This window comes from Devosia polycyclovorans, from assembly GCF_042181575.1.
In the GTDB taxonomy this organism is placed as follows: Bacteria; Pseudomonadota; Alphaproteobacteria; order Rhizobiales; family Devosiaceae; genus Devosia; species Devosia polycyclovorans.
This window is the reverse complement of sequence record NZ_CP170082.1, coordinates 307,013-332,168: the sequence shown is the minus strand read 5'-3', so window position 1 is coordinate 332,168 and position 25,156 is coordinate 307,013. Positions and strand designations below refer to the sequence as shown.

29 protein-coding genes are annotated in these 25,156 nt (G+C 62.6%); 15 read left to right on the top strand and 14 right to left on the bottom strand.

Translation table 11 applies throughout. From position 1 onward, the window contains the following. Positions 1-222 precede the first annotated feature (222 nt). Positions 223-2,823 carry a DNA translocase FtsK gene (locus tag ACE4RL_RS01650; RefSeq protein ID WP_375600213.1) on the top strand — a complete coding sequence of 867 codons (2,601 nt, stop codon included), beginning with the start codon at positions 223-225 and terminating at the stop codon, positions 2,821-2,823. A 62-nt stretch (positions 2,824-2,885) separates the two neighbouring features. Then, a complete protein-coding gene (locus ACE4RL_RS01645) occupies positions 2,886-3,434 on the top strand; it encodes an ATP-dependent Clp protease proteolytic subunit (protein WP_375598809.1) in 549 nt (182 codons plus the stop codon). A 76-nt stretch (positions 3,435-3,510) separates the two neighbouring features. On the opposite strand, the gene ACE4RL_RS01640 is transcribed toward ACE4RL_RS01645, so the two are convergent. Further along, complete coding sequence (locus ACE4RL_RS01640; protein WP_375598808.1) at positions 3,511-3,780, bottom strand: hypothetical protein; 270 nt, start codon at positions 3,778-3,780, stop codon at positions 3,511-3,513. A gap of 245 nt (positions 3,781-4,025) precedes the next feature. On the opposite strand from ACE4RL_RS01640, the gene ACE4RL_RS01635 reads away from it, so the two are divergent. After that, positions 4,026-4,655, top strand: a complete 630-nt coding sequence (locus ACE4RL_RS01635) for an outer membrane lipoprotein carrier protein LolA (protein ID WP_375598807.1) — start codon at positions 4,026-4,028, stop codon at positions 4,653-4,655. Positions 4,656-4,715: 60 nt separating this feature from the next. Here ACE4RL_RS01635 and ACE4RL_RS01630 read toward each other — a convergent pair whose 3' ends face one another. Further along, positions 4,716-5,528: an undecaprenyl-diphosphate phosphatase gene (locus tag ACE4RL_RS01630; RefSeq protein WP_375598806.1), complete on the bottom strand. Its 813-nt coding sequence runs from the start codon at positions 5,526-5,528 to the stop codon at positions 4,716-4,718. A 117-nt stretch (positions 5,529-5,645) separates the two neighbouring features. On the opposite strand from ACE4RL_RS01630, the gene ACE4RL_RS01625 reads away from it, so the two are divergent. From ACE4RL_RS01625 to ACE4RL_RS01610, 4 genes are read left to right on the top strand one after another with little or no spacing between them, the layout of a single operon-like run. Next, positions 5,646-6,326: a glutathione S-transferase family protein gene (locus ACE4RL_RS01625; protein ID WP_375598805.1), complete on the top strand. Its 681-nt coding sequence runs from the start codon at positions 5,646-5,648 to the stop codon at positions 6,324-6,326. Between the two features lie 14 nt (positions 6,327-6,340). Then, positions 6,341-7,468 (top strand): tRNA epoxyqueuosine(34) reductase QueG, encoded by a 1,128-nt coding sequence (queG, locus tag ACE4RL_RS01620; protein WP_375598804.1) that lies wholly within the window; start codon positions 6,341-6,343, stop codon positions 7,466-7,468. Continuing rightward, a complete protein-coding gene (locus ACE4RL_RS01615; protein WP_375598803.1) occupies positions 7,468-8,334 on the top strand; it encodes an SDR family oxidoreductase in 867 nt (288 codons plus the stop codon). The genes queG and ACE4RL_RS01615 overlap by 1 nt, the downstream gene beginning before the upstream one ends. Next, the gene (locus ACE4RL_RS01610; RefSeq protein ID WP_375598802.1) at positions 8,331-8,984 is read left to right on the top strand and encodes a GNAT family N-acetyltransferase; all 654 of its coding nucleotides are present in this window, start codon (positions 8,331-8,333) and stop codon (positions 8,982-8,984) included. The genes ACE4RL_RS01615 and ACE4RL_RS01610 overlap by 4 nt, the downstream gene beginning before the upstream one ends. Here ACE4RL_RS01610 and ACE4RL_RS01605 read toward each other — a convergent pair. Then, positions 8,981-9,742, bottom strand: a complete 762-nt coding sequence (locus ACE4RL_RS01605; RefSeq protein WP_375598801.1) for an alpha/beta hydrolase — start codon at positions 9,740-9,742, stop codon at positions 8,981-8,983. The two genes, ACE4RL_RS01610 and ACE4RL_RS01605, sit on opposite strands and share 4 nt — an antisense overlap. A 156-nt stretch (positions 9,743-9,898) precedes the next feature. Between ACE4RL_RS01605 and infC the strand changes: the two genes are divergently transcribed. From infC to ACE4RL_RS01585, 4 genes are all read left to right on the top strand, one after another. Next, the gene (infC, locus tag ACE4RL_RS01600) at positions 9,899-10,435 is read left to right on the top strand and encodes a translation initiation factor IF-3 (protein WP_375600212.1); all 537 of its coding nucleotides are present in this window, start codon (positions 9,899-9,901) and stop codon (positions 10,433-10,435) included. 247 nt (positions 10,436-10,682) lie between these two features. Continuing rightward, a complete protein-coding gene (locus ACE4RL_RS01595; protein WP_375598800.1) occupies positions 10,683-11,126 on the top strand; it encodes a thermonuclease family protein in 444 nt (147 codons plus the stop codon). Positions 11,127-11,410: 284 nt separating this feature from the next. Beyond that, a complete protein-coding gene (locus tag ACE4RL_RS01590; RefSeq protein WP_375598799.1) occupies positions 11,411-12,304 on the top strand; it encodes a transglutaminase N-terminal domain-containing protein in 894 nt (297 codons plus the stop codon). A 45-nt stretch (positions 12,305-12,349) separates the two neighbouring features. Beyond that, the gene (locus tag ACE4RL_RS01585) at positions 12,350-13,168 is read left to right on the top strand and encodes a transglutaminase family protein (RefSeq protein ID WP_375598798.1); all 819 of its coding nucleotides are present in this window, start codon (positions 12,350-12,352) and stop codon (positions 13,166-13,168) included. A 31-nt stretch (positions 13,169-13,199) separates the two neighbouring features. Here ACE4RL_RS01585 and hemW read toward each other — a convergent pair whose 3' ends face one another. From hemW to rph, 3 genes are all read right to left on the bottom strand, one after another. Further along, on the bottom strand, positions 13,200-14,354 hold the full coding sequence (hemW, locus tag ACE4RL_RS01580) for a radical SAM family heme chaperone HemW (RefSeq protein WP_375600211.1): 1,155 nt from the start codon (positions 14,352-14,354) through the stop codon (positions 13,200-13,202). Further along, positions 14,347-14,994 (bottom strand): RdgB/HAM1 family non-canonical purine NTP pyrophosphatase, encoded by a 648-nt coding sequence (gene rdgB / locus ACE4RL_RS01575; protein WP_375598797.1) that lies wholly within the window; start codon positions 14,992-14,994, stop codon positions 14,347-14,349. The genes hemW and rdgB overlap by 8 nt, the downstream gene beginning before the upstream one ends. Before the next feature lie 142 nt (positions 14,995-15,136). Further along, positions 15,137-15,853, bottom strand: coding sequence for a ribonuclease PH (gene rph / locus ACE4RL_RS01570; protein ID WP_375598796.1), 717 nt, complete (start codon positions 15,851-15,853; stop codon positions 15,137-15,139). Positions 15,854-15,993: 140 nt separating this feature from the next. On the opposite strand from rph, the gene hrcA reads away from it, so the two are divergent. Together hrcA and grpE are read left to right on the top strand one after the other, a co-directional pair. Then, complete coding sequence (gene hrcA, locus ACE4RL_RS01565; RefSeq protein ID WP_375598795.1) at positions 15,994-17,079, top strand: heat-inducible transcriptional repressor HrcA; 1,086 nt, start codon at positions 15,994-15,996, stop codon at positions 17,077-17,079. A 43-nt stretch (positions 17,080-17,122) separates the two neighbouring features. Further along, positions 17,123-17,746 (top strand): nucleotide exchange factor GrpE, encoded by a 624-nt coding sequence (grpE, locus tag ACE4RL_RS01560; protein ID WP_375598794.1) that lies wholly within the window; start codon positions 17,123-17,125, stop codon positions 17,744-17,746. Positions 17,747-17,818: 72 nt separating this feature from the next. Here the strand turns inward: grpE and ACE4RL_RS01555 are convergent, their stop codons facing one another. The 5 genes from ACE4RL_RS01555 to irrA all read right to left on the bottom strand — a co-directional run bounded on the left by ACE4RL_RS01555 (position 17,819) and on the right by irrA (position 21,254). After that, a complete protein-coding gene (locus tag ACE4RL_RS01555) occupies positions 17,819-18,715 on the bottom strand; it encodes a ribokinase (RefSeq protein WP_375598793.1) in 897 nt (298 codons plus the stop codon). Continuing rightward, the gene (locus ACE4RL_RS01550; protein WP_375598792.1) at positions 18,716-19,267 is read right to left on the bottom strand and encodes a DUF1697 domain-containing protein; all 552 of its coding nucleotides are present in this window, start codon (positions 19,265-19,267) and stop codon (positions 18,716-18,718) included. Continuing rightward, on the bottom strand, positions 19,264-19,869 hold the full coding sequence (locus tag ACE4RL_RS01545; protein WP_375598791.1) for a YdeI family protein: 606 nt from the start codon (positions 19,867-19,869) through the stop codon (positions 19,264-19,266). Before ACE4RL_RS01545 ends, ACE4RL_RS01550 begins: the two co-directional genes overlap by 4 nt. A gap of 4 nt (positions 19,870-19,873) precedes the next feature. Beyond that, entirely contained in the window at positions 19,874-20,710 is an 837-nt protein-coding gene (locus tag ACE4RL_RS01540) for an arylamine N-acetyltransferase (RefSeq protein WP_375598790.1), read from the bottom strand. Between the two features lie 97 nt (positions 20,711-20,807). Then, on the bottom strand, positions 20,808-21,254 hold the full coding sequence (gene irrA / locus ACE4RL_RS01535; protein WP_375598789.1) for an iron response transcriptional regulator IrrA: 447 nt from the start codon (positions 21,252-21,254) through the stop codon (positions 20,808-20,810). Between the two features lie 164 nt (positions 21,255-21,418). On the opposite strand from irrA, the gene fabA reads away from it, so the two are divergent. Continuing rightward, positions 21,419-21,949, top strand: coding sequence for a 3-hydroxyacyl-[acyl-carrier-protein] dehydratase FabA (gene fabA / locus ACE4RL_RS01530; RefSeq protein ID WP_375598788.1), 531 nt, complete (start codon positions 21,419-21,421; stop codon positions 21,947-21,949). Between the two features lie 87 nt (positions 21,950-22,036). Continuing rightward, positions 22,037-23,263: a beta-ketoacyl-ACP synthase I gene (fabB, locus tag ACE4RL_RS01525; RefSeq protein ID WP_375598787.1), complete on the top strand. Its 1,227-nt coding sequence runs from the start codon at positions 22,037-22,039 to the stop codon at positions 23,261-23,263. A 239-nt stretch (positions 23,264-23,502) separates the two neighbouring features. Here fabB and ACE4RL_RS01520 read toward each other — a convergent pair whose 3' ends face one another. Genes ACE4RL_RS01520 through ACE4RL_RS01510 form a run of 3 tightly spaced genes read right to left on the bottom strand, consistent with a single transcriptional unit; the run spans position 23,503 to position 25,073 of the window. Next, complete coding sequence (locus ACE4RL_RS01520; protein ID WP_375598786.1) at positions 23,503-24,234, bottom strand: ThiF family adenylyltransferase; 732 nt, start codon at positions 24,232-24,234, stop codon at positions 23,503-23,505. Then, positions 24,224-24,976, bottom strand: coding sequence for a DUF2259 domain-containing protein (locus ACE4RL_RS01515; protein WP_375598785.1), 753 nt, complete (start codon positions 24,974-24,976; stop codon positions 24,224-24,226). The genes ACE4RL_RS01520 and ACE4RL_RS01515 overlap by 11 nt, the downstream gene beginning before the upstream one ends. Next, a complete protein-coding gene (locus ACE4RL_RS01510; RefSeq protein ID WP_375600210.1) occupies positions 24,921-25,073 on the bottom strand; it encodes a hypothetical protein in 153 nt (50 codons plus the stop codon). The genes ACE4RL_RS01515 and ACE4RL_RS01510 overlap by 56 nt, the downstream gene beginning before the upstream one ends. Between the last annotated feature and the right edge of the window lie 83 nt (positions 25,074-25,156).

The following is a 25,156-nucleotide window of genomic DNA, read 5'->3' as shown; positions in this document are numbered from 1 at the left end:
GCGGCGCTGCGGTGCCGCCCTTCCCTTTGCCCGATGGGCGATGGTTAGCACGCGATTAACCACACCCGGATAGCATGACGTCATTACGGCCCACTTCGATGGTTTGCGGGCCGACAGTGAGTAATGCGTTTCATGCCCAGCCATCCTATTCCGACCCTCGATGAAGTCCGCAGCCTGCCTGCCCGCGCAGCCCGCAATCCGGGTCGTTCGGCCAAGGCACCGATGCCGCCGCCGGCCATTGCCATCCGCATTCCCTTGCGGGTCGCCGGGCTGCTGGTACTGGGGGTTTGTGCAATATTGCTGGCCGCGCTGGCGTCCTGGTCTGTCGACGATCCATCCTTGTCGCTGGCCACTGCCAAGGCGCCCGCCAATTGGCTCGGCTTTCCCGGCGCCGTCATTGCTGATCTGGTGTTCCAGTTTCTCGGCCTGGCAGGTCTCGTCATGGTGGTCCCCCTGGCGCTTTGGGGCTGGGCCATGGCACGCCGCCATGTAGTGACGCGCGCTGGACTGCGTCTCGGCGCCTGGGTCGGAGCAGTCCTGCTGTTCGCCGGAGTCTTTGCATTTGTAGCCATGCCTGAAACCTGGCCTTTGCCTACCGGGTTGGGTGGACTTGCCGGCATGCTGTTCACCAGTCTGGCGGGCATGATTGCCGGTGGCGACCCGCAACCGCTCACCTCGACCCTGTTCGCCATTATTCTGAGTGCGCCCGCTCTGGCCCTGTTCTGGATCGCCATGGGCCTGGGCACGTCCATTCCGGCCAAGCCATCCAAGGGTTCTGCCGCCCGCCGGGCCGCCGAAGAGGATGAGCGCGAACCCAATCCGGTCGTCGAAGTGGCCATGGGTGCCGTCGTTCACATGGGCTATTCGCTGCGCACCGCCTTCCGCCGCGCCAAGGCCGAGCATGCTGCGCGCCGCGCGCATGAGCAGAGCGAAGAGTTTGCGCATGATGTCGAGCCGTCCATGACGGCGCCCGAGGTGCATGTCGGCCGTGAACCTGACGTCGCGGCGCCGCAGCGGCGCATTCATCTCCCCGTTCAGCACGAGGAACCCAGCTTTGAGCCGTCCGCGCGGATCATGGCGCAGCCCGAATATGACGACACCGCCATCGACTATCCCGATGAGCCGGAAGACGATGATATCCCCTTCGTGCCCGACGCGCCCATGCCGGCCCGGACGCAGCGCGGCGATTCGCGCTTTCATCCGGCCGATCCGGCGGCGCCACGCGTCACAGCGCCGGCGCCGCGCCCGGCCCCTGGGCAGCGTGTCTTCCGCGAGGCCCAGGGCTCCCTGCTCGATGAGCCGCATGGCTTTGAGCTGCCCGAACTGAGCTTGCTCGCCGAACCCAAGCGCGGCGGCCCGATGCCCGAGCATGCCCCCGAGCGGCTCGAGGAAATGGCCCGTCAGCTTGAGGCTGTGCTGGCCGATTTCGGGGTCAAGGGCGACATCATCAATGTCCGCCCCGGCCCGGTCGTGACCCTGTTCGAGCTTGAACCGGCCCCCGGCATCAAGTCGAGCCGCGTCATCTCGCTGGCCGACGATATCGCCCGTTCCATGAGCGCCATTTCGGCCCGCGTCGCCGTAGTGCCTGGCCGCAACGCCATCGGTATCGAGCTGCCAAACCAGAGTCGCGAAACGGTCTTCTTCCGGGAAATGCTGGCCTCGTCCGATTTCGAGAAGATGAAGGGCAAGCTGCCCATCTGCCTGGGCAAGACCATTGGCGGCGAACCCGTCATTGCCGATCTGGCGCGCATGCCCCACCTGCTCATCGCCGGTACCACCGGCTCGGGCAAGTCGGTGGGTATCAACACCTTCATTCTCTCCCTGCTCTACCAGATGACACCCGAGCAGTGCCGCATGATCATGATCGACCCGAAAATGCTCGAACTCTCGATCTATGACGGCATTCCGCACCTCTTGACCCCGGTGGTCACCGATCCCAGCAAGGCGGTCGTGGCGCTCAAATGGGCGGTGCGCGAAATGGAAGATCGCTACCGCAAGATGAGCAAGATCGGTGTGCGCAACATCGATGGTTTCAACCAGCGCGTGACCGAGGCGGCCAAGGAAGGCAAGACCATCACCCGGACGGTGCAGACCGGTTTTGATCGCGAGACCGGCGAGGCGATCTTCGAAAGCGAAGAGTTCGATCTCGAGCCATTGCCCTATATCGTCATCATCGTCGACGAAATGGCCGACCTGATGATGGTCGCGGGCAAGGACATCGAAGGCGCTATCCAGCGTCTGGCGCAGATGGCCCGCGCCGCCGGCATCCACATGGTCACGGCCACCCAGCGTCCGTCGGTGGACGTCATCACCGGCACCATCAAAGCCAACTTCCCCACCCGTATTTCCTTCATGGTGACGTCCAAGATCGACTCTCGCACCATCCTGGGCGAGCAGGGTGCCGAACAGCTCCTCGGCAATGGCGATATGCTCTACATGGCCTCTGGTGGCCGCACCAAGCGCCTGCACGGCGCCTTTGTCTCGGACGCCGAAGTCGAGAGCGTGGTTGCCCACCTCAAGAGCCAGGGCACACCGGACTATCTCGACAATATCACCGAGGAGGACGAGGGCGGCTATGGCGAAGGCGGCGCCTCGAGCGATGAGAGCTATGCCGGCTCAGGCGACGAGCTCTACGACAAGGCCGTTCATATCGTGATGACCGACAAGAAGGCCTCGACCTCCTATATTCAGCGGCGCCTCGCCATCGGCTACAACAAGGCGGCGACGCTCATCGAGCGCATGGAAAATGAAGGGGTCATCAGCCCTGCCAACCATGCCGGCAAGCGTGAGATACTGGTAGGCGACAATGCCGACGGATACTGACGACGCGGCGGGCAGGATCGATATTGGTTGTTGCCCGTTTAGTGCCGAACAGGAAGGCACTCATGGGACAGTCCGACATCATTGCCTATTTCGGCTTTACCGGCCCAATTGAACCCGGCGGGGTAGGGCGCTTGGCGGCGGCCCTGAACTCTGCGGTCAATGAAGGCGTGGAAACCGTCCATTTGGCGTTCAGTTCAAATGGCGGCTACGTCGCTGATGGCGTCTATCTCTACAATCATATCCGGGCGTTGCCATTGCGGCTGGCAATATACAACACAGGCTCAGTGGGCTCGATTGCGGTGTCGGTATTTCTTGCTGCAGAAGAACGCTATTGCTCCGTCCATTCCATGTTCATGATCCATCCGACCACCATGGGGCATTCCGACGGGATGAGCGCGCGACGCCTGCAGTCAACGCTTGACGCGGCACTGGCAGACGATGATCGAACGGATAATATCCTGCGTGAGCGGAGCCGAATCCCCGCCGCGGTACTTGCCTCCCGCAGGCACAGCGAGATTCATATCGCGCCGTCTGAGGCCTGCGACTACGGTATGGTCGATGCCATTCGCGAATTCTCGCTGCCAAAGGGGCATCAGATCGTTCAGATCTAGCTTCGACTCATCCAAAGTTCCGTCCTCCGTATGCAGGCGTCGGAGTATCCGCCGCCTGACAAGATGCTGACCGCAATTAGCGGTTCTGTTTATTGGTGCTTGAATCAGACTGGTCCTTGCTGAATTCGCCGCCCTGCTGGCCTTGCTGGTTTTGACCCGATTGCTGGCCGCCGCGGCCGCCCTGCCGGTTCAGGTCGTCGTCGCGATTCATGTCGTCCGGACTATTCTGTTGGCCGCCCTGCTGGCCCTGCTGATTCTGGCCACTCTGCTGGCCACCGCGCTGTCCCTGGCGGTTCTGTTCGTTGTTGAAATCCTGATTGTTGCGGTTCTTGTCTTGGTCCTGCATGGCAGGTCTCCTGCGATTGGCCGGGCCTAATTGCTCGGTAACCAAAGCAATGGACCGGCCCCTGCTCCGTTCCGCAAAAGTGATTGGCGTTTCAACAATGTGATCGAGCGACCATGCGGCAGGATGGAGCGGTGCCTCGGAGGGACCGATACCCAGTGAATCAACCCTTGCGGAACTTTCCACCTGTTGCCGCAATTGCTGCCTAGGTTAGGCTCACCCAAAGACCCAGCGAGGAAATCCCGCCGATGATTCGCCGCACCGCTCTCATGCTCGGCCTTGCCGCCGCCCTCTTGCCCGCTTTGCCGGCATTGGCCCAGAGCCGCGCGCTCAGTGCCGAAGAACAGCAATTGATCAACGAAATCAATGCGCATAACTCGGCCATCCGCACCATGGTGGGGCGATTCTTGCAGATCGACACCAATGGCGGGCGCCAGGAAGGCACCTTCTTCATCGAGCGGCCCAACAAGGTGGCATTCCGCTATGCCCCGCCCAGCCGCGAGGAGATTGTCTCGATCGGGCGTGGGTTCTATGTCGTGGACCGGCGCGAGGAGACCTACTACGCCTATCCGCAGGACTCCATTCCGCTGCGTCAGTTCCTGGGTGACCAGATCAATCTGCTCAACGCCAATGTCATCGACGTCACCAATACCGATGGCTATCTCTCGATCACCGTCATTGATGATACTGTCGCCGGAACCGTGCAGGTCTCGCTGATCTTCGACACTGAAACCAAGGACTTGGCGCAGTGGACCTTGGTCGAGCCAAATGGTTCCGAGCTGACCTTCTCGCTCTATGACGTGCAGAAGGGCGTCGAGATCCCCAACCACTTCTTCACTTTCCCCTCCACCTATTCGGGACGGGAACCGGGGACCTGACGTTCTCCCCTGCAGGCAGTACGCAGATAAAGGCCCGGTTTGCCCGGGCCATAGTGCAGGTCAATGGCCGAAAGCCAAGAGAGCGATCAGACCGGCGCCGCCCACCACGATGCGCCACCAGGCGAATGGCGCAAAGCCGTAGCGGCTGACGAAATTCAAGAGATAGCGCACCACCATTGCGCCTGCCACGAAGGCCGCTGCAAAACCGATGGCCACGTTGAGCGCGATACTGGAGTCGATCAGATCGCGGCTCTTGTAGAGATCATAGCCAAAGGCACCCACCATGATCGGCAGCGCCATGAAGAAGGTGAATTCGGCCGCCGCTCGCTTGCTGGCACCGAACAGCATGCCGCCCACCACGGTGGAGCCGGAGCGCGACACGCCCGGCACCAGGCTCAGCATCTGGAACAGGCCGATGATCAGCGCCAGATGCCAGGGGAAACGGTAGATATCGTCGTATTTCGGCTCAAGCTTGAGCCGGTCGACAACGAGCAGGACAATGCCGCCAATCAACAGCGTGATGCAGATCAGCATGGCCGATTCCCACAAATCGCCCTGGATGAAATCGCGCAGCAGCACGCCGGCGACCACGGCCGGCAAGCCCGCCAGCACGACGGCAAGGGCGAACTGCCAGGCATAGGCCTTGCCGGTCAGCGCATCGCGGATCAAGACGCCCAATTTGGCAAAATAGACCGTGATCACCGCCAGGATGGCGCCGAGCTGGATCAGCACGATGAAAGTCTTCGGCTGGCTCAGACCGAAGAAATGGTCCGCCAGAAGCAGGTGCCCGGTGGAACTGACAGGAAGGAATTCTGTGAGCCCTTCCAGGATTCCGAGGATAAGGGGCACAAAAAGACCTTGATCGGCGTTCATTTGATCCCCTAACTCGTTCCCAGGGCTGCTTTTGGCCCAGTCTCTTAGCCGTGTTCGCTCAAGGCGCCAAGCGGGGGACACGCCAAGCTGCTACGCAACCACTTCAGAGCTTTGTTCATGCCCAGTCTTGTGCACTATCCTCTCGATCCAGCCTCTCGCCTCATCCGGCTGATGTGTGCCGAATATGGGGTGCCGCTGGATCTGGAGGAGACCAAGCCCTGGCTGCGCGAAGAAGCGCTGCTCGCCATCAACCCGGCGGCCACCCTGCCAATCCTGTTCACCGAGAACGATCACCCGGTTATCGGAATTCTCGCTACGATCCATGCCGTCGAGGACTTCTACACCCCCGAAGCGGTGGGTGGTCTGTTTCCGGCCGGTCCGCTGGAGCGAGCCGAAATGTGGCGGCTGGTGGAATGGGTGCTGGTCAAGCTCAATGACGAGGTGACGCGCTATCTGGTCGAGGAGAAGATCGCCAAGCGCGATATCCGTGGCGCGACGCCCGAGCCGAGCGTGTTGCGCGCCGCCAAGGCCAATCTGGGCGAACACCTGCTCTATTTCAACTGGCTGCTGGCGAGCCGCAAATGGGTGGCTGGCGCGGAGATGAGCCTGGCCGACTTTGCCCTCGCCGCGCATTTCTCCACGCTCGACTATATGGGCGATATCGACTGGGCCAAGGTGCCGCCCGAAACGCGCGACTGGTATTCGCGCATCAAGTCGCGCCCGGCTTTCCGCACCCTGCTCAACGACCGCGTGGTCGCCATGCCGCCTTCCAGGGGCTATGCGGACCTGGACTTTTAGTCCTATCTGGCGGCATGGCCCAAGCCGGCACCGAAATGCTCGTCACCGAACTCAAGACCCGCGCCCAGGCGCTGGGCTTTGACGCCTTCGGCATTGCCAGCGCTGACGCCCGGCCCGACCTGCCTGAAAAGCTCCATACCGCACTCGCCCAGGGCTGGCATGCCGATATGGATTGGATGGCCGAGACCGAGGAGCGGCGCGGTGATCCACGGCGGCTGTGGGATCAGGCGCGCTCGGTGATCCTGCTCGGTGTCAACTACGGCCCCGAGATCGATCCGATGGACCTGCTCAAGGACAAAAGCGTCGGCAATATCTCGGCCTATGCCCGCAACCGCGATTATCACGACATCATCAAGGGGCGCCTGAAGGAACTGGCTGGGTTGCTGGCCCGCCGGGCCGGTGCTGATGTGAAGGTGTTTGTCGATACCGCGCCGCTGATGGAAAAGCCGCTCGCCGAAGCGGCGGGCCTGGGGTGGCAGGGCAAGCATTCCGTTCTGGTCAGCCGTACTTTCGGCTCCTGGTTGTTCTTGGGCGCAATCCTGACCGATATGGAGCTGCCGACAGACCAGCCACATGCGGAAAGCTGCGGCTCATGCACCAGATGCCTCGATATCTGCCCCACCAATGCCTTTCCCGCCCCGTTCCGCCTCGATGCACGCAAGTGCCTTGCCTACTACTCGGTGGAGCACAAGGGCCCCATTCCACGCGAATTCCGCAGGCCCATGGGTAACCGCATCTATGGCTGCGACGACTGCCTGGCCGTTTGTCCCTGGAACAAATTCGCCAGCATCAGCCGCGAGGCAAAATTGCGCAGCCGGCCCGAATTCGAGCGACCGGCGCTGGCCGAACTGGTGCAATTGGACGACACCGGGTTCCGGGTGCTGTTTGCCGGTTCGCCTGTCAAACGCATCGGACACGCACGCTTCCTGCGCAATGCGCTGATCTGCATCGGCAATTCGGACGATCTGGGCCTGCTGCCCTTGGTGGAGGCCAGGCTGGGCGATCCATCGCCTCTGGTGCGTGGCGCAGCGATTTGGGCCTTGCGGCGGCTCGATGCGGAGCGGGCAGAAAGCTTGCGGCTGGACAGGCTGGCGCAGGAAAGCGATAGCGATGTCCGCACGGAATGGGACGGGGTGGTCTGATGCGAGCATTTTTCTTTGGGTTGGGATTCTCCTCCATCAACGCGACGCGGGCCATGCGCCAGGGTGGTTTCACGCCCATTGGCGGCACCGTGCGCTCGGCTGAAAAGGCCGCGCAATTGCGCTCCGGCGATATTGACGCCGTGCTTTTTGACGGCACGGCGCCCGGCCCGGCTGTAGGGGATGCGCTGGCCACGACCAGCCATGTCATCCTGTCCATTGCGCCAGATGAACATGGCGATCCGGTTCTGCGTCACCACCGGGCCGATCTCGATGCGGCCAGCCAATTGCAGTGGCTGTGCTATTATTCGACGGTCGGGGTCTATGGCGATTTCGAGGGTGACTGGATCGACGAAACAGCGCCCCTGGTGCCGCGCAATATGCGCTCGGACCGGCGCGTTCTGGCCGAACAGGCTTGGCGCGACTATGCCGCCGAGCGCGGCGTGCCGCTCTGCATTTTGCGGCTGGCCGGTATCTATGGGCCAGGCCGCTCGACCTTTGACAAGCTGCGGGCCGGAACCGCCCGTCGGGTGATCAAGCCGGGGCAGGTATTCAATCGCATCCATGTCGCCGACATTGCCCGCGTGACGGCGCTGGCGGCCGAGCGGCGGCTCGGGGGCACTTTCAATCTTGCCGATGACGAACCGGCGCCGCCCCAGGACGTCATCGCTTACGCCGCGCAGATGATCGGCATGGATGTGCCGTCGGACCTGCCCATCGAAACGGCCGAAATGACGCCGATGCAGCGCAGCTTTTATCGCGACAACAAGCGCGTCTCCAACCGGGCTATCAAGCAGGCGCTGGGCATCGAAATGCTCTATCCGAACTATCGCATGGGTCTGGCCCAGCTTCTGGAAAGCGAACAATGATACCAAGACCCGCCCAGGCTGCCCCGGCCCGCATTGTACTGGACGGGCATTATGCGCGGCTCGAACCGCTGGACCGGCGCCACGCCGCCGATCTGTTCGCGGTGGCCAATATGCCCGGCGGCGCAGAACGTTTCCGCTGGCTCTTTTCCGAGGCGCCCGAAAGCCAGGCTGCTGCCGAGGCCTGGATAGATCAGGTCAATGCCGGGCAGGACCGCTATGTGGCCGTTATCGACCAGGCCAGTGGCAAGGCCGTTGGCCAGCAGGCCTGGATGCGTATTCGTCTCGAGCATGGTTCGATCGAGATTGGGGGTGTCTATTGGGGCCTGCCCATGGCGCGCAGCCGCCTTGCGACCGAGGCGCTGTTCCTGTTTGCCCGCCATGCCTTCGATGACCTCGGCTATCGACGCTTTGAATGGAAGTGCAACAATGCCAATGAGCCTTCAAAGGCGGCGGCGACGCGCTTCGGATTCCGTTTCGAGGGCATTTTCCGTCAGGACATGATCGTCAAGGGCCAGGGCCGGGACACTGCCTGGTTCTCCATGCTCGACACGGAATGGCCTGCCCTGCGTGCCGAATTCGAGCGCTGGCTGAGCCCGGACAATTTCAATGCCGCAGGCCAGCAGAAGACTAAATTGTCCGCGCGGGCCTAGAGCACACCCGAAACTGCCGCCCGCAGCCGCGCCAGATCCTCGGGGCGGCTGAGGCGATGATCGCCATCCGGGATCAGCGTATAGGTCACCGGATCGTGGAGGATATGCGTGAGCAGCCGCTGGGCATGTTCAGGCGGCACGTCCATATCCTGCCCGCCCTGCAGGATATGGACCGGGCAACCCGTCTCGATCACGCTGCCGAACAGCAGGTGATGCGCGCCGTCCTCAATCAGGCGTCTTGTATAGCGATACATGCCGTCGCCATAGGCGCTTTCCCGCTCGTAATAGCCTAGCGTCTCAAGCTGGAGTTGTTGTGCATCGCTCATGCGGGCCAGGATCCGAGTGGTGGCGTCAGTAGCCGGCGCGATCAGCACCAGGCCCTTGAGCGGCGTGCCCTTGGCCAATTGCCGCCGGGCCAGCAGCAGGGCGATCCACCCGCCCATGGACGAACCGCACACGATCGGCGCGGCGCCGGTCGTCGCCAGCACCGCCTCGGCCTCTTCGAGCCAGCGGCTGATCGTGCCATCGTCGAACCGGCCGCCAGACTGGCCATGGCCCGAATAGTCGAACCGGGTGACCTCCAGCCCTTTTTCGGCGCCGAGCGCATCGAGGCTCATCGCCTTGAGCCCGCTCATCACCGAGCGGAAGCCGTTGAGCCAGAACAGGCCTGGCGTATTGCCGGCGCGCTGCTCAACGGCGATTTCACGGCAGGCGGCGCCTGTGCCGACCGTGACGCTGAAGCTGTGGATGGAACCCATGTTGGTTTTGGACGCTTTCTCAATTGAGTGCTGGAACGCTTCTCCATCGCAACAGCCTGAAAATTGCTTGGACGCGCCAGTTGACTTATTGGGCCGCTACCACGATTTTAGGGCCGAAATCACCCCTAGGCACTAATAGCATAAGGAACGCTTGCCATTCGCCGTCCCATGAGACCCGTTGCGCCCCAGAAAGATGGGCCGCTTGCCAACGAGGATATCACTAGCCCCGACGTTCAGCTCATCGATGCAGAAGGTGAAAACCGTGGCATCGTCCGCACGCGCGACGCTATGGCTGAAGCGCAGGAGCAGGGGCTCGACCTCGTCCTGATCGCCGCCAATTCGAACCCGCCCGTGGCCAAGATGCTCGATCTCGGGCGCTACAAATATGCCGCACAGAAAAAGGCGGCAGAAGCGCGCAAGAAGCAGAAGGTGATCGAGGTCAAGGAAGTGCAGATGCGTCCCAACATCGACACCCATGACTACGAGACCAAGATGAAGGCCGTGCAGCGCTTCCTGGGCGAAGGCGACCGCGTCAAGGTAACCATGCGCTTCCGTGGCCGCGAAATGGCGCACCAGGATTTGGGCATGCAGCTCCTGCTCAAGGTGCGCGAGCAGACCGAGGACGTCGCCAAGGTGGAAAGCCAGCCCCGCTCGGAAGGCCGGCAAATGGTCATGGTCCTGGCGCCCAAGTAAGGCGACAGCACTGTTGAGACTGAAGAGCGGGCCAGTTGGCCCGCTTTTTTGTTGTGCTCCGTTCCCGATGGCCGCCCCATCTTTCCCGCAGACGAAATCTGCTCCACATTCATCCTATGGAACCCAGGTTCCGTTTCGATGTCTTGGCGCCGGGGGGACGCGCGTGGGGCTGGTTCGCATAATTCTGCGCCTGTTTTCGAGGCCTCAGAGGCCAACGCCGCCGCTGGCGTGCGAATTGCCGCGCGAGATGCGGGTCGTTGTCGTCCGGTCCACGCAAAGTGCCGCAGCGCCCGTCGAGCAGGTTTTGAGGGGACCATGCTGGGTCGTCGATGGTGACACCATCATTATCAACAAGGTGCGGATCAGGCTTGCCGGAATCGATGCGCCGGAGCTCGAGCATCCATTTGGCAAGCAGTCGAAATGGGCGCTGGCCAAGTTGTGCAAGGGCCAGACCGTGACGGCGCGCATCAAACCTGAACTGTCCTATGACCGGCTTGTGGCCGAGTGCTTCCTGCCCGACGGCAGGGATCTCGGCGCGGAGATGGTGCGTGCCGGTCTGGCGCTGGACTGGCCGAAATTTTCGGGTGGCAAGTACCGGCATTTGGAAACCGCCGACGCGCGCAAGAAATTGTGGCGCGCGTCAGTGCGGCAGCGCGGCATGCTGGGAATGGTGGCACGGTCCCTGGATTGAAACAGCAAGACTGAGCGGAAATGGCCTGATTCAAGTCTATTGATGGCCTTTGCGCCTCGCGCAACGTTCAGATAATCCGTTCGGTGCGGCCAGCTTGCCGTGATAGGGTGCCCTGGCGCGTTGCGCCCGCATGGGTGGCGCGGCGACACCGATTGGACACGCATCATGCAATCTAGAGAATGGCCGCAACCTGGCGCACATTGGCGCCGGGGCAGCCCCTTTGCCTTGGGCGCCCGCGGGTGTTGGCCCGAAATGTGCCGTCCCATATTGGGGCGGGCGCGGGCATGACCATCCTCAAGGTGCGCCATATCACCCACTACACCTATCATCAGCCGGTGGGGTTCGGAGCGCATCGCATCCTGTTCCGGCCGCGGGACAGCTACGACCAGCGCCTGCTGCAGTCGAGCTTGTCTGTCTTGCCCGAACCGAGCGATCTGCACTGGATCCACGATGTTTTCGGCAATTGCGTCGCCGTGGCCCAGTTCGAAACGATGTCGACCCAATTGCGGTTCGAAACCAGCATCGTGCTCGACCATACCCGGCATATGCCCCTCGAATTTCGCGGGGAAGCTGGCGCGGCCAAGTGGCCTTTCGACTATGAAGACGAAATCCTGCCCGACCTGGCCGCCCTCCGGGTCCGGCAGTATGCCGATGACGGGGGCGTGACGATGGCCTGGGCGCGTCGGTTTGTCGATGGCGCCAGCCCGCGCGACACGGCCGATATCCTGGAACGCATGACCCACGCCATCCATGCCGACTTCGCCTATCGAGGGCGGATCGATCGCGGCACGCAGACGCCCGCGGAGACATTGGCCAGCCAATCCGGGTCCTGTCGTGATTTTGCCCTGCTGATGATGGAGGCTGCGCGCGCCCTTGGCTTTGCGGCGCGCTTCGTGACGGGCTATATTTATGTGCCCATGCGGGCCGGTGCGGAAAATCTGGGGGGTGGCGCGACCCATGCCTGGGCGCAGGTCTTCCTGCCCGGCGCCGGCTGGGTCGAGTTCGATCCGACCAACGGCATTATCGGCAACAGGGATCTGATCCGGGTGGGCGTTGCCCGCGATCCGGTTCAGGCCGTTCCGCTTTGGGGCACACATACCGGCAAGGCCAGCGATTTTGCCGGAATGGCCGTTCAGGTCAACGTAACGGACATGCAGGACATCGCGGCGGCGCCTTGATGCCAGCCGCGCCTGCTCGGACATTTTTTGGAACAGGACGCTGCGATGTTGATACGCCTTGGCTACGACATAACTGTCACGTGCCCCCAGCCGACCCCGATGATCTCGATGATGTCTGCCGAGCGGGCGCTGGCGCCCGACATCCGGGTTGCCGAGCGCCTGGTCACTACTCCGAATGTCGATACGACCAGCTATGAGGACCTGTTCGGCAACGTCTGCCGCCGCTTCGTGGCGCCTGAGGGCGATTTTACCATTTGGAGCGACTGCACCATCGAGGATGATGGCCTGCCCGACCCGGTCGATCTTTCGGCCGAGGAAGTCCCGGTGCCCGAGCTGCCTGACGATTGCCTGGTCTATTTGGCCGGCAGCCGCTATTGCGAGACGGACGAACTGAGCCAGGTCGCCTGGGACCTTTTCGGGCAGACGCCGCCGGGCTGGACGCGGGTGCAGGCGATATGCGATTTCGTCCATGACCGGCTGGCGTTCAATTACAAGACTGCCAGTTCCACCCGCAGCGCGCACGATGCCTATCGCGAGGAAATCGGGGTGTGTCGGGACTATGCACATCTGGCCATTGCCCTATGCCGCTGCATGAACATCCCGGCCCGCTACATCAATGGCTATCTGGGCGATATCGGGGTGCCGATAGGATCCCCGGATGACTTCTGTGCCTGGATGGAAGTCTATCTGGGCGGACGGTGGATCACCTTTGATCCACGCAACAACAAGCCCCGTATCGGTCGGATCGTGGTGGCGCGCGGACGGGACGCCGCAGACGTACCGCTACTAACCTCGTTCGGGCCGCATCAATTGGCCGCCTTCCGCGTCTGGACCTATGATGTAAGCGATCTGGCCCCGGCGTGACCATGCAGCGGTTCAGGCACGCCCGTCAGCGCTATGCCGCCAGATCGGCCACCACCGCGTCAAGCACCGGAAAACCCTTTTCGGTCACGCGGATATTGCCATTGGGCAAGGTCTCGACAAAGCCATAGCCCTTGAGCGCGGCAATCTGGGCTTCGGAAATGCCGCGGCCGGAAATCGACATGAAGCGGGCGGGAGAAATGCCTTCTTTGAGGCGCAGGCCCATGACGAGGAACTCATCGCCCTGTTCTTCCCAGGTCAGCACGTCATCGGTTGTCATGCCATGGCCGAACTCGTTGACCAGTTTGAGCCATTCAAAAGGCAGCTTCTCGGTGGCCGTGGCATGGCGCTGATGATTGATCATCAGCCGTCCGTGGGCGCCCGGGCCAATGCCGGCATATTCGCCATAGCGCCAATAGAGCATGTTGTGCCGGCTTTCCTGGCCCGGCACCGCATGGTTGGAAATTTCATAGGCCGGCATGCCAGCTTGGGCGGTCAAGTCCTGCGTCAGCTCGTAGAAATCGGCGGCCAGGTCTTCATTGGGCATCTGCAATTTGCCGGCCTGATGCAGGTCGAAATAGCGCGTGCCCTGCTCGATGGTGAGCTGGTAGAGGCTGATATGGCCGCGGGCCAGCCAGAGCGCTTCCTTGAGCTCGTCCTCCCAATCCTCAAGCGTCTGCTTGGGGCGGGCATAGATCAGATCAAAGCTGGAGCGCTCAAAGACCGATTGGGCAATCCGCACGGCCGCCACGGCTTCTTCGACAGTGTGCCGGCGGCCCAGTTCAGCCAATGGGCCGGGACGCAGTGATTGCACGCCCAGGGAGACGCGGTTGATTCCGGCGGCACGAAACCCCTTGAAACGCTCGACCTCGACACTGGTCGGATTGGCCTCAAGCGTAATCTCCGCCTTGCTGTCGATCTGCCAGGCCCCGGCGATAGCCTCGAGAACCGCGCCAACGGCCTTGGGGCTCATCAATGATGGGGTGCCGCCACCAAAAAAGATCGACTGCACCAGCCGCCCGGAGGACAGGGAGGCCATATGCGCGATTTCGCGTCGATAGCCTTCGACAAAGGCGTCTTCATCGAAGGGCCCGCGATGGACGTGGCTATTGAAGTCGCAATAGGGGCACTTGGCCGCGCAGAAGGGCCAATGGACATAGACGCCAAAGAGGTCGTTGGCGCTAGCCATGGTCAATCTGGTTCTCCACGAATTGCGCAAAGGCCCGGGCGCGGTGGCTAAGGCCCTGTTCGCCCGGCGACCAACTGTGCTTGGCTTCGGCCGCCATCTCCCCAAATGTGATGTCGTGTCCATCGGGCATGAACATGGGATCATAGCCATGCCCCTGATCGCCGCGCGGCGGCCAGACCAGCGTGCCCTCGCATTTGCCGACATAGAGCATGTCGCGCCCATCGGGATGGGCCAGGCACAGCGTGGCATTGAACGAGGCGCCCCGTTGACCGGGCGTATTGGCGCCCGCGGCCTGCAGCGCATCCTCCACCCGCTTCATGGCGCGGTTGAAATCGCGCGGCACACCGGCCCAGTCGGCGGTGTAGACACCCGGATCGCCATTGAGTGCATCCACGCACAGGCCCGAATCGTCGCTCAGCGCCAGCATATTGGCGCCTTTGGCTGCAGCATGGGCCTTGGTGCGGGCGTTTTCAGCAAAGGTGGTGCCGGTTTCCTCCGGCTCGGGCAGCCCCAGTTCCCCCGCCGACACCAATTCAAGCCCGAAAGGCTCGAACAGCTCGCGGAACTCGCGAAGCTTGCCGGCATTGTGCGTGGCGATGCAGAGCCGGTCACCGGCGCGCAGGCGGGGAATGGTGCTCACTTGCTCTGCTCCGGCTTTGTGCCCAGGACGCGGGCAATATCGTTCCAGATCGCGCAGTCCGGCCGCGGCGTCCTGATTGATCCCTCAGGCATCGCACCTGCCTTGGGCATCGGCGCCTGCTCGCGTTTGGACAGCCGGGGCATCATGCACCCAGCACCGATTTCTGCATGGAGCTCAATTCGCCAATGCCCTTTTCGGCCAGCGACATCAGGCTGTCGAGCTCATCGCGGGAGAACGGCGCGCCTTCGGCCGTGCCCTGGATTTCCACGAATTTGCCGGCGCCGGTCATCACGAAATTGGCATCGGTCTCGGCTTCCACGTCCTCGAGATAGTCGAGATCGAGCACCGGGGTGCCGCGATAAATGCCGCAGGAAATCGCGGCGACACTGTCGATTAGCGCCTTGCCCTTGGTCAGCTTGCGCTCATCCATCCAGGCAATCGCATCGCAGAGGGCCACATAAGCGCCGGTGATCGAGGCGGTGCGGGTGCCGCCATCGGCTTCGAGCACATCGCAGTCGCAGGTGATCTGCACTTCGCCCAGGGCTTCAAGATCCACCACGGCGCGCAAGGAGCGGCCGATCAGGCGCTGGATTTCCTGGGTGCGGCCCGATTGCTTGCCGGCGGTGGCCTCGCGGCGGGTGCGCGAGCCGGTAGCGCGGGGCAACATGCCATATTCGGCCGTGACCCAGCCCTGGCCCTTGCCGCGCAGCCAGCCCGGCACGCTGGTTTCGACCGATGCCGTGCACAAAACCTTGGTATTGCCGAAAGCGACCAGGCAAGAACCCTCCGCCTTCATGGCCACATTGCGCTCAAGGGTTACTGCCCGCATATCGCTTGGCTGTCTGCCGGAAGGCCGCATGGTGATTCCAGTTTCTATTGCAGTTAACCGCGTCTTAACCCTCAAGCGGCCCGCTCACAAGCGCCCGACGCTTGGCGGATGGGGAACAAGGGCCTAAATGAAGGGTCAGGGTTAAAGTCGACGAGTTTAATCAAACCATCATGACCAGACAGGCCGAAGACTTCCTCTCGGTACTCAATGCCCGCAGCCAGGACATTTTCCGGCGGCTGGTGGAACGCTATCTCGATACCGGCATGCCGGTGGGATCCCGCGATCTGTCGCGCCTGCTGCAGGTCGAACTGTCGCCCGCCTCGGTCCGCAATGTCATGGCGGATCTGGAGGATCTGGGGCTGATCGCCGCGCCGCACACCTCGGCGGGCCGCGCGCCGACCCAGCAAGGCTTGCGCTTCTTTGTCGATTCCATGCTTGAGGTGGGCGCTGTCAACGAGGCCGAGCGCAGCCAGATTGCCCGCCATATCGAGGGCACGGCGGGTAATGCCCAGGTCGAGGATGTGTTGACCGAGGCCTCATCCCTGCTCTCGGGCCTCAGCCAGGGTGCCGGGGTCGTTATTGCGGCCAAGGCCGACATGGTCTTGAAGCATATCGAATTCGTGCGGCTCGACCCGACACGCGCCATGGCGATCCTGGTGGGCGATGATGGCCAGGTGGAAAACCGCATTCTCGACCTGCCACCCGGCTATACCGCCAGCACGCTGCAGCAGGCCGGCAATTACCTCGCCAATTATGTAGTGGGGCGCACCCTGGCCGAGGCCCGCAAAGTGCTCAATGAGCGCCGGGCCGAGCAGCGGGCGGAACTGGACGAGCTGACGCAGAAGCTGGTGGATGCGGGGATTGCCACGCTCGCCGAGCCGGGCGGCAACAACGCGCCCACGGTGATCGTGCGCGGCCGCGCCAACCTCATCAACGACACCATGGCCAGCGACGAACTGATGCGCATGCGCCAGCTGTTCGACGAGCTGGAAAGCAAGGACGGGTTGCTCGATCTCTTGGGCGATGCCGAACGCGCCCAGGGCGTGCGTATCTTTATCGGCTCGGAAAACAAGCTGTTTTCCCTCTCGGGCTCCTCGGTGATCCTCAGCCCCTATAAGGACGCCAATGACCGGATTGTGGGCGTGCTCGGCGTCATCGGGCCCACGCGACTGAACTATGCGCGCATTGTGCCAGTGGTCGATTATACCGCCAATGTCATCTCCTCGCTGATGGCAAGGAAGCGCGGTAAGACTTGAATTAGTGACCCGCTTGGCCGATATGGCGGGCAAGAGTTTTTCAATGCATACGGAAGAAGACCGAATGAGCGACGAAAACGCCGCCCAGGGCGAAACGCCGGAAACCGAAAACCCGGAAACCGAGGCTGCCGAGGTTGATCCCGTCGAAGCCTTGATGGCTGAAAACGCCGAGCTCAAGGATCGCGTGCTGCGCAGCCATGCCGAGATGGAAAATCTCAGGAAGCGCACCGAGCGTGATGTGGCTGATACGCGCAGCTATGCCATTGCCGGCTTTGCGCGGGACATGCTGACCGCCACCGACGCCCTTTCGCGCGCCCTGATGGTCATCCCCGCCGAAACGCGCGAAACCGCGGACGGGGCGCTCAAGAGCCTGATCGACGGCATTGAGCTGGCCGACCGGGAAATGCAGCGCCTCCTGGCCAAGCATGGGGTCAAGCCGATCGAAGCCGCGGGCCAGAAATTCGATCCGCACAAGCATCAGGCCATGTTCGAAGTGCCCAATGCCGAAGTGCCCGAGGGCACGGTGGTGCAGGTGGTCCAGGAAGGCTTCGCCATTGGCGATCGTGTCCTCAGGCCCGCCATGGTTGGCGTAGCCAAAGGTGGTGCGGCTGCCCAGCCGGCACCAGAGACCAATGGTGACGCCGAAGGCATCGATAAAAGCGCCTGAGGCGGTTCGATCCGAGAACGCAGAAGGGCGCCGCAGGGCGCCCTTTTTGCTCCACGGTGCGGAGCTCGTCAGTTAGGCGCCTACGACCCCATCAACATCCGATTTCGTCGGAATGGCCGGCTGCGCGCCGGGTTTCAGGCAGGCCAGGCTCCCAGCCACGGCCGCGCGGCGCAAGGCGGCTTCGAGCGAATGGCCGGCGTCTAGCCCCGCCGCGAGATAGCCACAGAATGTGTCGCCGGCGCCGACCGTGTCGACGGGCTTGACCTTGTGCGCAGCAACCGAAACCGGGCCGTCCGGCGTGCGGGCGCGGGCCCCCTCGGGTCCAAGCGTCACGACAATGGTGCGGCCGGTGCGGTTGACCCAATCCTGCATGGCCATGTCGAGTTCTTCGATGGGGCGGCCGGTCAGCAGCGAAAATTCGGTTTCATTGGCCACAACGATATCGGCCAGGGGTGCCAGCTTCGCGGTATCGGGCAGGAAGGGCGCCGTGTTGAGGATCGAGCGGGCGCCTTTCTCGCGGGCGATTTCAAGCGCCTTGCGCGTGGCGGCCTGCGGCACTTCCTGCTGCACCAGGAGCGTGTCCGTGGCGGATAGGCCCGCGAGCCCTGTTTCGGCGTCCTCCGCGCTCACCGTGCCATTGGCGCCGGGCAGGATGGCGATGACATTTTCGCCCGCCGCATCGACAAAAATCATGGCAATGCCGGTCGCGGCCTCGGCCTTGCGCAATTGGCTGAGGTCGACCCCGCCGTCGCGCAGCAGTTCGGTCGCCAGATCGGCAAAAGCATCATCCCCCACTGCCGAGACATGCAGCACCTTTGCGCCCGCACGCCGTGCGGCCAGCGCCTGGTTGGCCCCCTTGCCGCCCGGCGCCATGGAGAAAGTGCCGCCAGCCACGGTCTCGCCTGGCTTGGGCAGGCGAGTGACAGTGCCGATCTGATCGAGATTGGTGGAGCCGAATACGGTGATCATTCAGAGGATCTTCTCTATCGTGTTCCAGTTGCGCATGGTGTCGAGCGTGCCCTTGCCCAGCTTCGCGTAAAGCGGCATGAGGACCTCTTCGACATGCTCGGTATAGCGCCCATTGGGCTGACGGTAAGCGGCGATATAGATTTCGCGCGGATCGATGCGCAGAATCTCGGTGTTTCCGGGCAAACTGTCGAGCACGATGCCCTCGGGCAAGGGTTGATCGAACATCAGCACATGCCGGGTGCAATCGGCCTTGCGATCCACAATCCCGAAAGGGTGATCATCGAGCATGGCTTCGAGCTCGTCGCGGGCGCGCAGCACCACGCCAACCGGAAAACCGAACCGGGCTTCGATGGCCTTTTCCAGCCTGGGCCTGATGGTTTCAGCCCGGCCGCTGGCGCAGAGCCGGGCATTGCCACTGGCCGCAATAGTTTTGACGTCGGTAAAGCCCGCCCCCTCGAGACAATCCTTCAAGTCGGCCATTTTCATCCGCCGATTGCCCAGATTGATGCCGCGCAGGAAGGCGCCCCACACTTGCCCCTGTCCCTGGCTCATCGGCCTTCGCCCTTGGTCTTTTGCGGATAGATCGTCTCGCCCCGCGCCAGCATGGCGACGAAATCGGCAATGCGCTTCTTCCGGCCCGCCTCCGTCTTGAGGCTATTGGTGCGGTAGACCAGGGCGAACCGGTTCTGGGCGGTCAGCCCCTCAAAGGTCTTCTGCGCCGCCGGGTTCGCCCCTATGGCTGCCACCAGGTCGGCCGGCGGCGCATCTGTGGTCCTATAGGCGGCCTCCCAGCGGCCATCGGCCTTGGCCGCTTCCACATGTTTGAGGCCATGTTCGGTCATCAGGCCCTGCTCGATCAGCCGGGCAACATTGTCGCGATTGGTCTGGCTCCACACCGACTTGGGGCGGCGCGGGCAGTAGCGCTGGACGAAGCTGTCGGCGTCCCAGCTTTTCTTGATGGCATCGATCCAGCCCCAGCACAGCACAGCATCAATGGCCTCTGTTGCCGAGATTGTCGGCCTCCCCGAGGCCTTCTTGAAAATACGGATCCAGACCTCATCGGCCTGATCGTGATTGTCAGCCAGCCAGGCATAAAAAGCGTCAAAGTCGACGAACTCGAACAGCTTGTCCGTCGGAACGGTGACCGGCGCCATGGCGTCAGGCGGCTGGGGCCGGCTTGGGCGCAACAAGCCCCGCCAGGACGGCATTGAGCCGGTCATGCTGGGGCAGAGCAATGCCGAACGTTTCGGTCAGCACCTGTTTGATGTCCTCGACTGAGGCCAACTCGCGATACTCCGCTTCGCCATCTGTGGGCTGGCGGGTGAACTTGGAATTTTGCAGCTTGAGGCGCCTGCCGGTGGGGGTCAGGGCGACGCGCAATTCATGGGTGAAGGGAGAAGCCGGATCGGTAGCGATCTGCTGGTTGAGCGCGGCGATGGCGTCCTCGCTCACCTGTTCGAGCGTAAAGATATAGACCGGCCGCCAGTCTTGGGCGAGCTTGACTTCGAGCGTCCAGTCCGGTTCGCCGCCGGTGAGCCGGAAGGTTTCATGCGGCGTGGATTGCGCGCTTTCGGCCCTGAGGCGCAGCGGCGTGGTGAGTGTCAGACCACCAAATCCGACATCGGCAATGTGATTCTGGCCATTGACCTCCACCAGCAGCAGCATATGGCTGGGGGGGAGGCTTGCGGCACCTGGATTGGTCCACACCACGCGCGCCAGCAGCGGCCGGACGGTAAAGTCGAGGTCCTGGAGCATGCGCATGAACAACAGATTGTGCTCAAAGCAATAGCCGCCGCGCCTGTCGGTCAGGAGCTTCTTTTCAAGGCTCGGCTGGTCCAGCCGCACCGGTTCGCCGAGCAGCGGATTGAGGTTCTCGAAGGGAATGGCTGCGGGATGCAACGCGTGCAGCAGGTCCAGCGTCGTCAGGGTCGGCGCGATCGAACCCGCAAACCCGATTCGCTCGAAATAGCCTTTGAGATTGACCTTTTCAGCCATTAGCCACCCGTGCCGCTGTTACAATCGAGGCGCAATATGGTCACCCTGATTGCCTTTGTCACGGGTTGACAGGCACCAGGGCACAAAACGGCCGTGCTCAGGCCGGCGCCTTGCGTACGCGGATTACCACATCGACATGGGACACTTCCATGCCCTCGGGAGCCTTGGGCAGGGCCTTGAACTCAACCGATTCAGCCGGGATGTCGATCATGCGCTGCTCGTCCTCGACATAGAAATGGTGATGGTCCGAGGTATCGGTGTCGAAATAGGAGCGCGACGCGTCGATTGCCACTTCGCGCAAGAGACCGGCTTCGTGAAACTGGTGCAGCGTGTTGTAGATGGTGGCGAGCGACACATTCACATTTGCCGCGCCGGCCTCACCATGCAATTGCTCGGCACTGACATGCCGATGCTGGCCGCCAAAGAGCAGTTCGGCCAGGGCAACGCGCTGCCGGGTCGGCCGGAGGCCGGCCATGCGCAGCACCGCCGTCAGGCACGGCTTGCGGGATGGAACGGGCCGGGCGGCAGTGATGCTATCGGGCATAGGGCCTTTAAGTCTCGTTGTTTAGTTCGGCAATTTCGGGTTTCTTATAATGGTCACGGGCCGTTCATACAAGCATGGCGCCGGGGCGGGTACCCCCGGGCTGGCTTGACCCCTAACAAGCACCCCTATACGAGACGGGACTTGAGCGAGAGCGAGGAGCTTTGATGTCTGAGCGGCAGCACGCATTCAATTACCAGGAATTGTTGGCCCATGGCCGCGGCGAATTGCCGGGACAGGGCGATGCCCGACTGCCGGCTCCGCCCATGCTGATGTTCGATCGGATCACTTCGATCACCGAGGATGGCGGCACCCACGGCAAGGGTCAGGTGCGCGCCGAACTCGACGTCAATCCGGACCTGTGGTTCTTCAAATGCCATTTCATCGGCGACCCGGTCATGCCCGGCTGCCTAGGTCTGGACGCGGTTTGGCAGATGACCGGCTTCTTCCTGTCCTGGATCGGCCAGCCCGGCAAGGGCCGGGCCCTGGGCGGCGAAATCAAGTTCACCGGTCAGGTGACGAACGACGTTAAACTGGTCGAATATGGCATCGATCTCAAGCGCGTCATGCGCTCGCGCCTGACGCTGGGCATTGCCGATGGCTGGGTCAAGGCTGACGGAAAAGTGATTTACGAGGCCAAGGATCTGCGCGTTGGGCTTTTTACCGAAGCCCAGCTGCATGAACAGCAGACTGCCTGACCGGCCTTAATGCAGGCCCCAACGACCCTATATAACTGCGACGCCAACCCCAATGCGAACGCACGAAACGACTGAATCGAGGACGAAATGAGACGAGTTGTCGTAACCGGCATGGGTATCATTTCATCGATCGGCAACTCGCTCGACGAGGTGACGGAAAGCCTGCGCGCCGCAAAGCCGGGCATCGTCTTTGCCGAGGATTATGCCGAACTTGGCTTCCGTAGCCAGGTCAAGGGCGATCCGCGCCTTGACCCCTTCGAGCAGCTTGATCGCCGCGTCACCCGGTTCATGGGCAAGGGCGCGGCCTGGAACTATCTGGCCATGCAGCAAGCCATTGCCGATGCGGGCCTGGAAGAGAGCGATATTTCCAACCCCATGACCGGCATCGTCATGGGTTCGGGCGGTGCCTCCACCCGCACCATCGTCGAAGCCGCCGACACCACCCGCAAGAACAACTCGCCCAAGCGCATCGGGCCACTCGCCGTGCCCAAGGCAATGGGCTCAACCGCCTCGGCGACGTTGGCAACCCCCTTTGGCATCAAGGGCATCAACTACACCATCACCGCGGCCTGTGCGACGTCCAAGCATTGCATCGGCAATGCCATGGAGCAGATCATGCTGGGCAAGCAGGACATCGTCTTTGCCGGCGGCCATGAGGACCTCGACTGGACCCTTTCGGACCTGTTCGACGCCATGGGCGCCATGAGCAGCGACTTCAACGATAACCCGGCCAAGGCCAGCCGCTGTTATGATGCAGCCCGCGACGGCTTCGTTATTTCAGGGGGTGCCGGCGTGCTGGTGCTTGAGGAGCTGGAGCACGCCAAGGCCCGCGGCGCCAAGATATGGGCCGAGCTGGTCGGCTATGGCGCTACTTCCGACGGCCTCGACATGGTGGCTCCGTCGGGCGAAGGCGCCGAGCGCTGCATGCGCATGGCCCTGCAGAACATCAAGGCGCCGATTGACTATATCAATCCGCACGCCACCTCGACCCCGGTGGGCGATCTGAAAGAAATCGAGGCCCTGCGCGCCGTTTTCGGCAACGAGGACAAATGCCCTCCGATCTCGGCCACCAAGTCGCTGACCGGACATAGCCAGGGCGCGACGGGCGTGCACGAATCGATCTATTCGATTCTGATGATGAAGCACCGCTTCATCGCCGAAAGCGCCAATATCGAGACACTCGATCCGGCCTTTGAGGACATGCCCATCCTGCGGGCGCGTCGCGACGACGTCGATCTGGGCTATGTGCTGTCCAATTCGTTCGGCTTTGGCGGGACGAATGCGGCACTGGTGTTCAAGCACCCGGATGCTTAGCAGGCGATCCGCATAGCGGAAGAAAGGCTCCAGTGGAGCCTTTCTAGCCAATAAGGCCATGAGAGCTACGCTCGAATGGCGGTAGCCTTTTTCTCCCCCTCGGGGAGAAGATGCCGCGTAGCGCCGGATGAGGGGGGTCTTCCAACGCCCCCCAAGATGTGGATACATCCCCCTCACCGACTCGGCTCCGCCGAGCCACCTCTCCCCGAGGGGGAGAGGAACAGGCCGCAGTGCGCCGGCTAGTATCCCAGCTCCGAAAAGCTGGCCTCTCGCGCATCATAAACCAGCAGCCGGCCGATCAGCGGTGTTCCGACCCCGGTGATCAGCTTGATCGCCTCCATGGCCATCAGCGTGCCGATAACCCCGGTGACGGGCCCCAGAATGCCATTGGCCTCGCAGGAGGGCAGGGCGTCGTCACTGGCAGCGTCGGGATAGAGCGCGGCATGGGCCGGGCCGCCCAAATGCGGCGCAAAGACTGTCAACTGGCCGGAAAACATCGAAACGGCGCCCGAGACCAGCGGTTTTTCGCGCCTCTCGCACGCCGCCGCGACAATCCGGCGGGTGACTAGGTTATCAGTGCCGTCGAGCACGATGTCGGCCGCACCGGCCAGTTGGTCGGCATTGGCGTCCGTCACAGCGTCGGCGTGTAAGTCCAGCCCGACATGCGGATTGAGCGCCTCGGCGAACGTACCCGCGCTCGCCGCCTTGCCGGTGCCGATAGCGGCAGTTGTGTGGACCACCTGCCGTTGCAGATTGGAGAGCGAGACCGTGTCCGGGTCGACGATGGACAAGTGACCGACACCGGCCGCAGCCAGATAGGCGATGGCAGGACTGCCCAGCCCACCGGCGCCCACCACCAGCACGCGTGCGGCTTTGAGTTTCTGCTGGGCCGCCCCACCAAACCCCTTGAGCACCAGATGGCGCGCATAGCGCCGCGTCTCCTCGGAGCTGAGCGGGGTGTCAAAGGCCAAGGGGAACCGCCAGGAAGCGCCGGTCCGGCCCTTCAAAGCCGCCCGGATAGACCGAGATGATGGCCACGGCGTTGGAGAGCGTCGTGCCCTGGAACGGCATCACCACCGAATGGATGCGATAGTCGGTTGGGCAGCCGCGCGAGCGGGGCAGGCTGCCGTCGCGATGGATCAGCCGCGTCGTGCCGCTATCGGACAACAAAAGTTCATAGCCCAAGGGCTCAACGCCAAACCACTCGGCACAGGGGCTGGTCGCCGTGGTTTCAAACGTCTCCAGTTCGAGGGTATAGTCACCCGATACCGCGCCTGCTTGATAGCCCGGCGCACCGAAATCGAGACTTCGGGCATCGGTGTCCGGCACACCATCGCCGATCAGCGCGGCAATTTCGACCGGCACCTGGATATTGAAGCCCTCAATATGGCCGGCCGCCTTTTCCGCCACCGCGGCCCGGATTTCCTCAAGGCTGGTCGTCTCGCTCTCCGCCTGCTTTCGCACGGGGGTACCGACCACCCAGCTGTCGGTTTCGAGGTCGACGACATAAAGGTTGGAATAGGCAAAGCCCGACCCGTCCTGGATGCCAAACTCCTCAAAGGCGAAATAGCGGAACTCCGGCGAGAACCCGACGTAATCGATCAGCGCCCGGTCGCCGGCCGCGGCCGGCAGGCCAAGGCCCAAGAGGACCAGCCCGCTAGCGGCCAGTCGAGCCGCGGCCGCCAGTCCCGCGTCCGGTTGCATCCAGTTCATGCGCTTCCACCAGTTCTACGACGCTCACAGGCGCCACGATCATTTGCGCCACGCGCTCACCACGGCGCAGGCTGAATGGTTCTCTACCATATTTAATGAGCAGTATTTTGACTTCGCCATGATAGTCGGCATTCGTTCAGAAGATGTAGCAGCCTAGCGGCGCAGCCGGCGCTCGATAGG

Excerpts from the sequence above, each read along its gene's own strand:
- ACE4RL_RS01640 (WP_375598808.1), bottom strand. The coding sequence starts at position 3,780 with ATGCAGGACCAAGACAAGAACCGCAACAATCAGGATTTCAACAACGAA.
- ACE4RL_RS01625 (WP_375598805.1), top strand. The coding sequence starts at position 5,646 with ATGCCCAGTCTTGTGCACTATCCTCTCGATCCAGCCTCTCGCCTCATC.
- ACE4RL_RS01645 (WP_375598809.1), top strand. The coding sequence starts at position 2,886 with ATGGGACAGTCCGACATCATTGCCTATTTCGGCTTTACCGGCCCAATT.
- ACE4RL_RS01635 (WP_375598807.1), top strand. The coding sequence starts at position 4,026 with ATGATTCGCCGCACCGCTCTCATGCTCGGCCTTGCCGCCGCCCTCTTG.
- ACE4RL_RS01615 (WP_375598803.1), top strand. The coding sequence starts at position 7,468 with ATGCGAGCATTTTTCTTTGGGTTGGGATTCTCCTCCATCAACGCGACG.
- ACE4RL_RS01595 (WP_375598800.1), top strand. The coding sequence starts at position 10,683 with ATGCGGGTCGTTGTCGTCCGGTCCACGCAAAGTGCCGCAGCGCCCGTC.
- fabB (WP_375598787.1), top strand. The coding sequence starts at position 22,037 with ATGAGACGAGTTGTCGTAACCGGCATGGGTATCATTTCATCGATCGGC.
- ACE4RL_RS01610 (WP_375598802.1), top strand. The coding sequence starts at position 8,331 with ATGATACCAAGACCCGCCCAGGCTGCCCCGGCCCGCATTGTACTGGAC.
- hrcA (WP_375598795.1), top strand. The coding sequence starts at position 15,994 with ATGACCAGACAGGCCGAAGACTTCCTCTCGGTACTCAATGCCCGCAGC.
- ACE4RL_RS01550 (WP_375598792.1), bottom strand. The coding sequence starts at position 19,267 with ATGAGCCAGGGACAGGGGCAAGTGTGGGGCGCCTTCCTGCGCGGCATC.
- ACE4RL_RS01630 (WP_375598806.1), bottom strand. The coding sequence starts at position 5,528 with ATGAACGCCGATCAAGGTCTTTTTGTGCCCCTTATCCTCGGAATCCTG.
- ACE4RL_RS01650 (WP_375600213.1), top strand. The coding sequence starts at position 223 with ATGCCGCCGCCGGCCATTGCCATCCGCATTCCCTTGCGGGTCGCCGGG.
- ACE4RL_RS01515 (WP_375598785.1), bottom strand. The coding sequence starts at position 24,976 with ATGAACTGGATGCAACCGGACGCGGGACTGGCGGCCGCGGCTCGACTG.
- ACE4RL_RS01590 (WP_375598799.1), top strand. The coding sequence starts at position 11,411 with ATGACCATCCTCAAGGTGCGCCATATCACCCACTACACCTATCATCAG.
- hemW (WP_375600211.1), bottom strand. The coding sequence starts at position 14,354 with ATGGCTAGCGCCAACGACCTCTTTGGCGTCTATGTCCATTGGCCCTTC.
- queG (WP_375598804.1), top strand. The coding sequence starts at position 6,341 with ATGGCCCAAGCCGGCACCGAAATGCTCGTCACCGAACTCAAGACCCGC.
- ACE4RL_RS01605 (WP_375598801.1), bottom strand. The coding sequence starts at position 9,742 with ATGGGTTCCATCCACAGCTTCAGCGTCACGGTCGGCACAGGCGCCGCC.
- fabA (WP_375598788.1), top strand. The coding sequence starts at position 21,419 with ATGTCTGAGCGGCAGCACGCATTCAATTACCAGGAATTGTTGGCCCAT.
- ACE4RL_RS01545 (WP_375598791.1), bottom strand. The coding sequence starts at position 19,869 with ATGGCGCCGGTCACCGTTCCGACGGACAAGCTGTTCGAGTTCGTCGAC.
- ACE4RL_RS01540 (WP_375598790.1), bottom strand. The coding sequence starts at position 20,710 with ATGGCTGAAAAGGTCAATCTCAAAGGCTATTTCGAGCGAATCGGGTTT.
- ACE4RL_RS01555 (WP_375598793.1), bottom strand. The coding sequence starts at position 18,715 with ATGATCACCGTATTCGGCTCCACCAATCTCGATCAGATCGGCACTGTC.
- grpE (WP_375598794.1), top strand. The coding sequence starts at position 17,123 with ATGCATACGGAAGAAGACCGAATGAGCGACGAAAACGCCGCCCAGGGC.
- irrA (WP_375598789.1), bottom strand. The coding sequence starts at position 21,254 with ATGCCCGATAGCATCACTGCCGCCCGGCCCGTTCCATCCCGCAAGCCG.
- ACE4RL_RS01585 (WP_375598798.1), top strand. The coding sequence starts at position 12,350 with ATGTTGATACGCCTTGGCTACGACATAACTGTCACGTGCCCCCAGCCG.
- rph (WP_375598796.1), bottom strand. The coding sequence starts at position 15,853 with ATGCGGCCTTCCGGCAGACAGCCAAGCGATATGCGGGCAGTAACCCTT.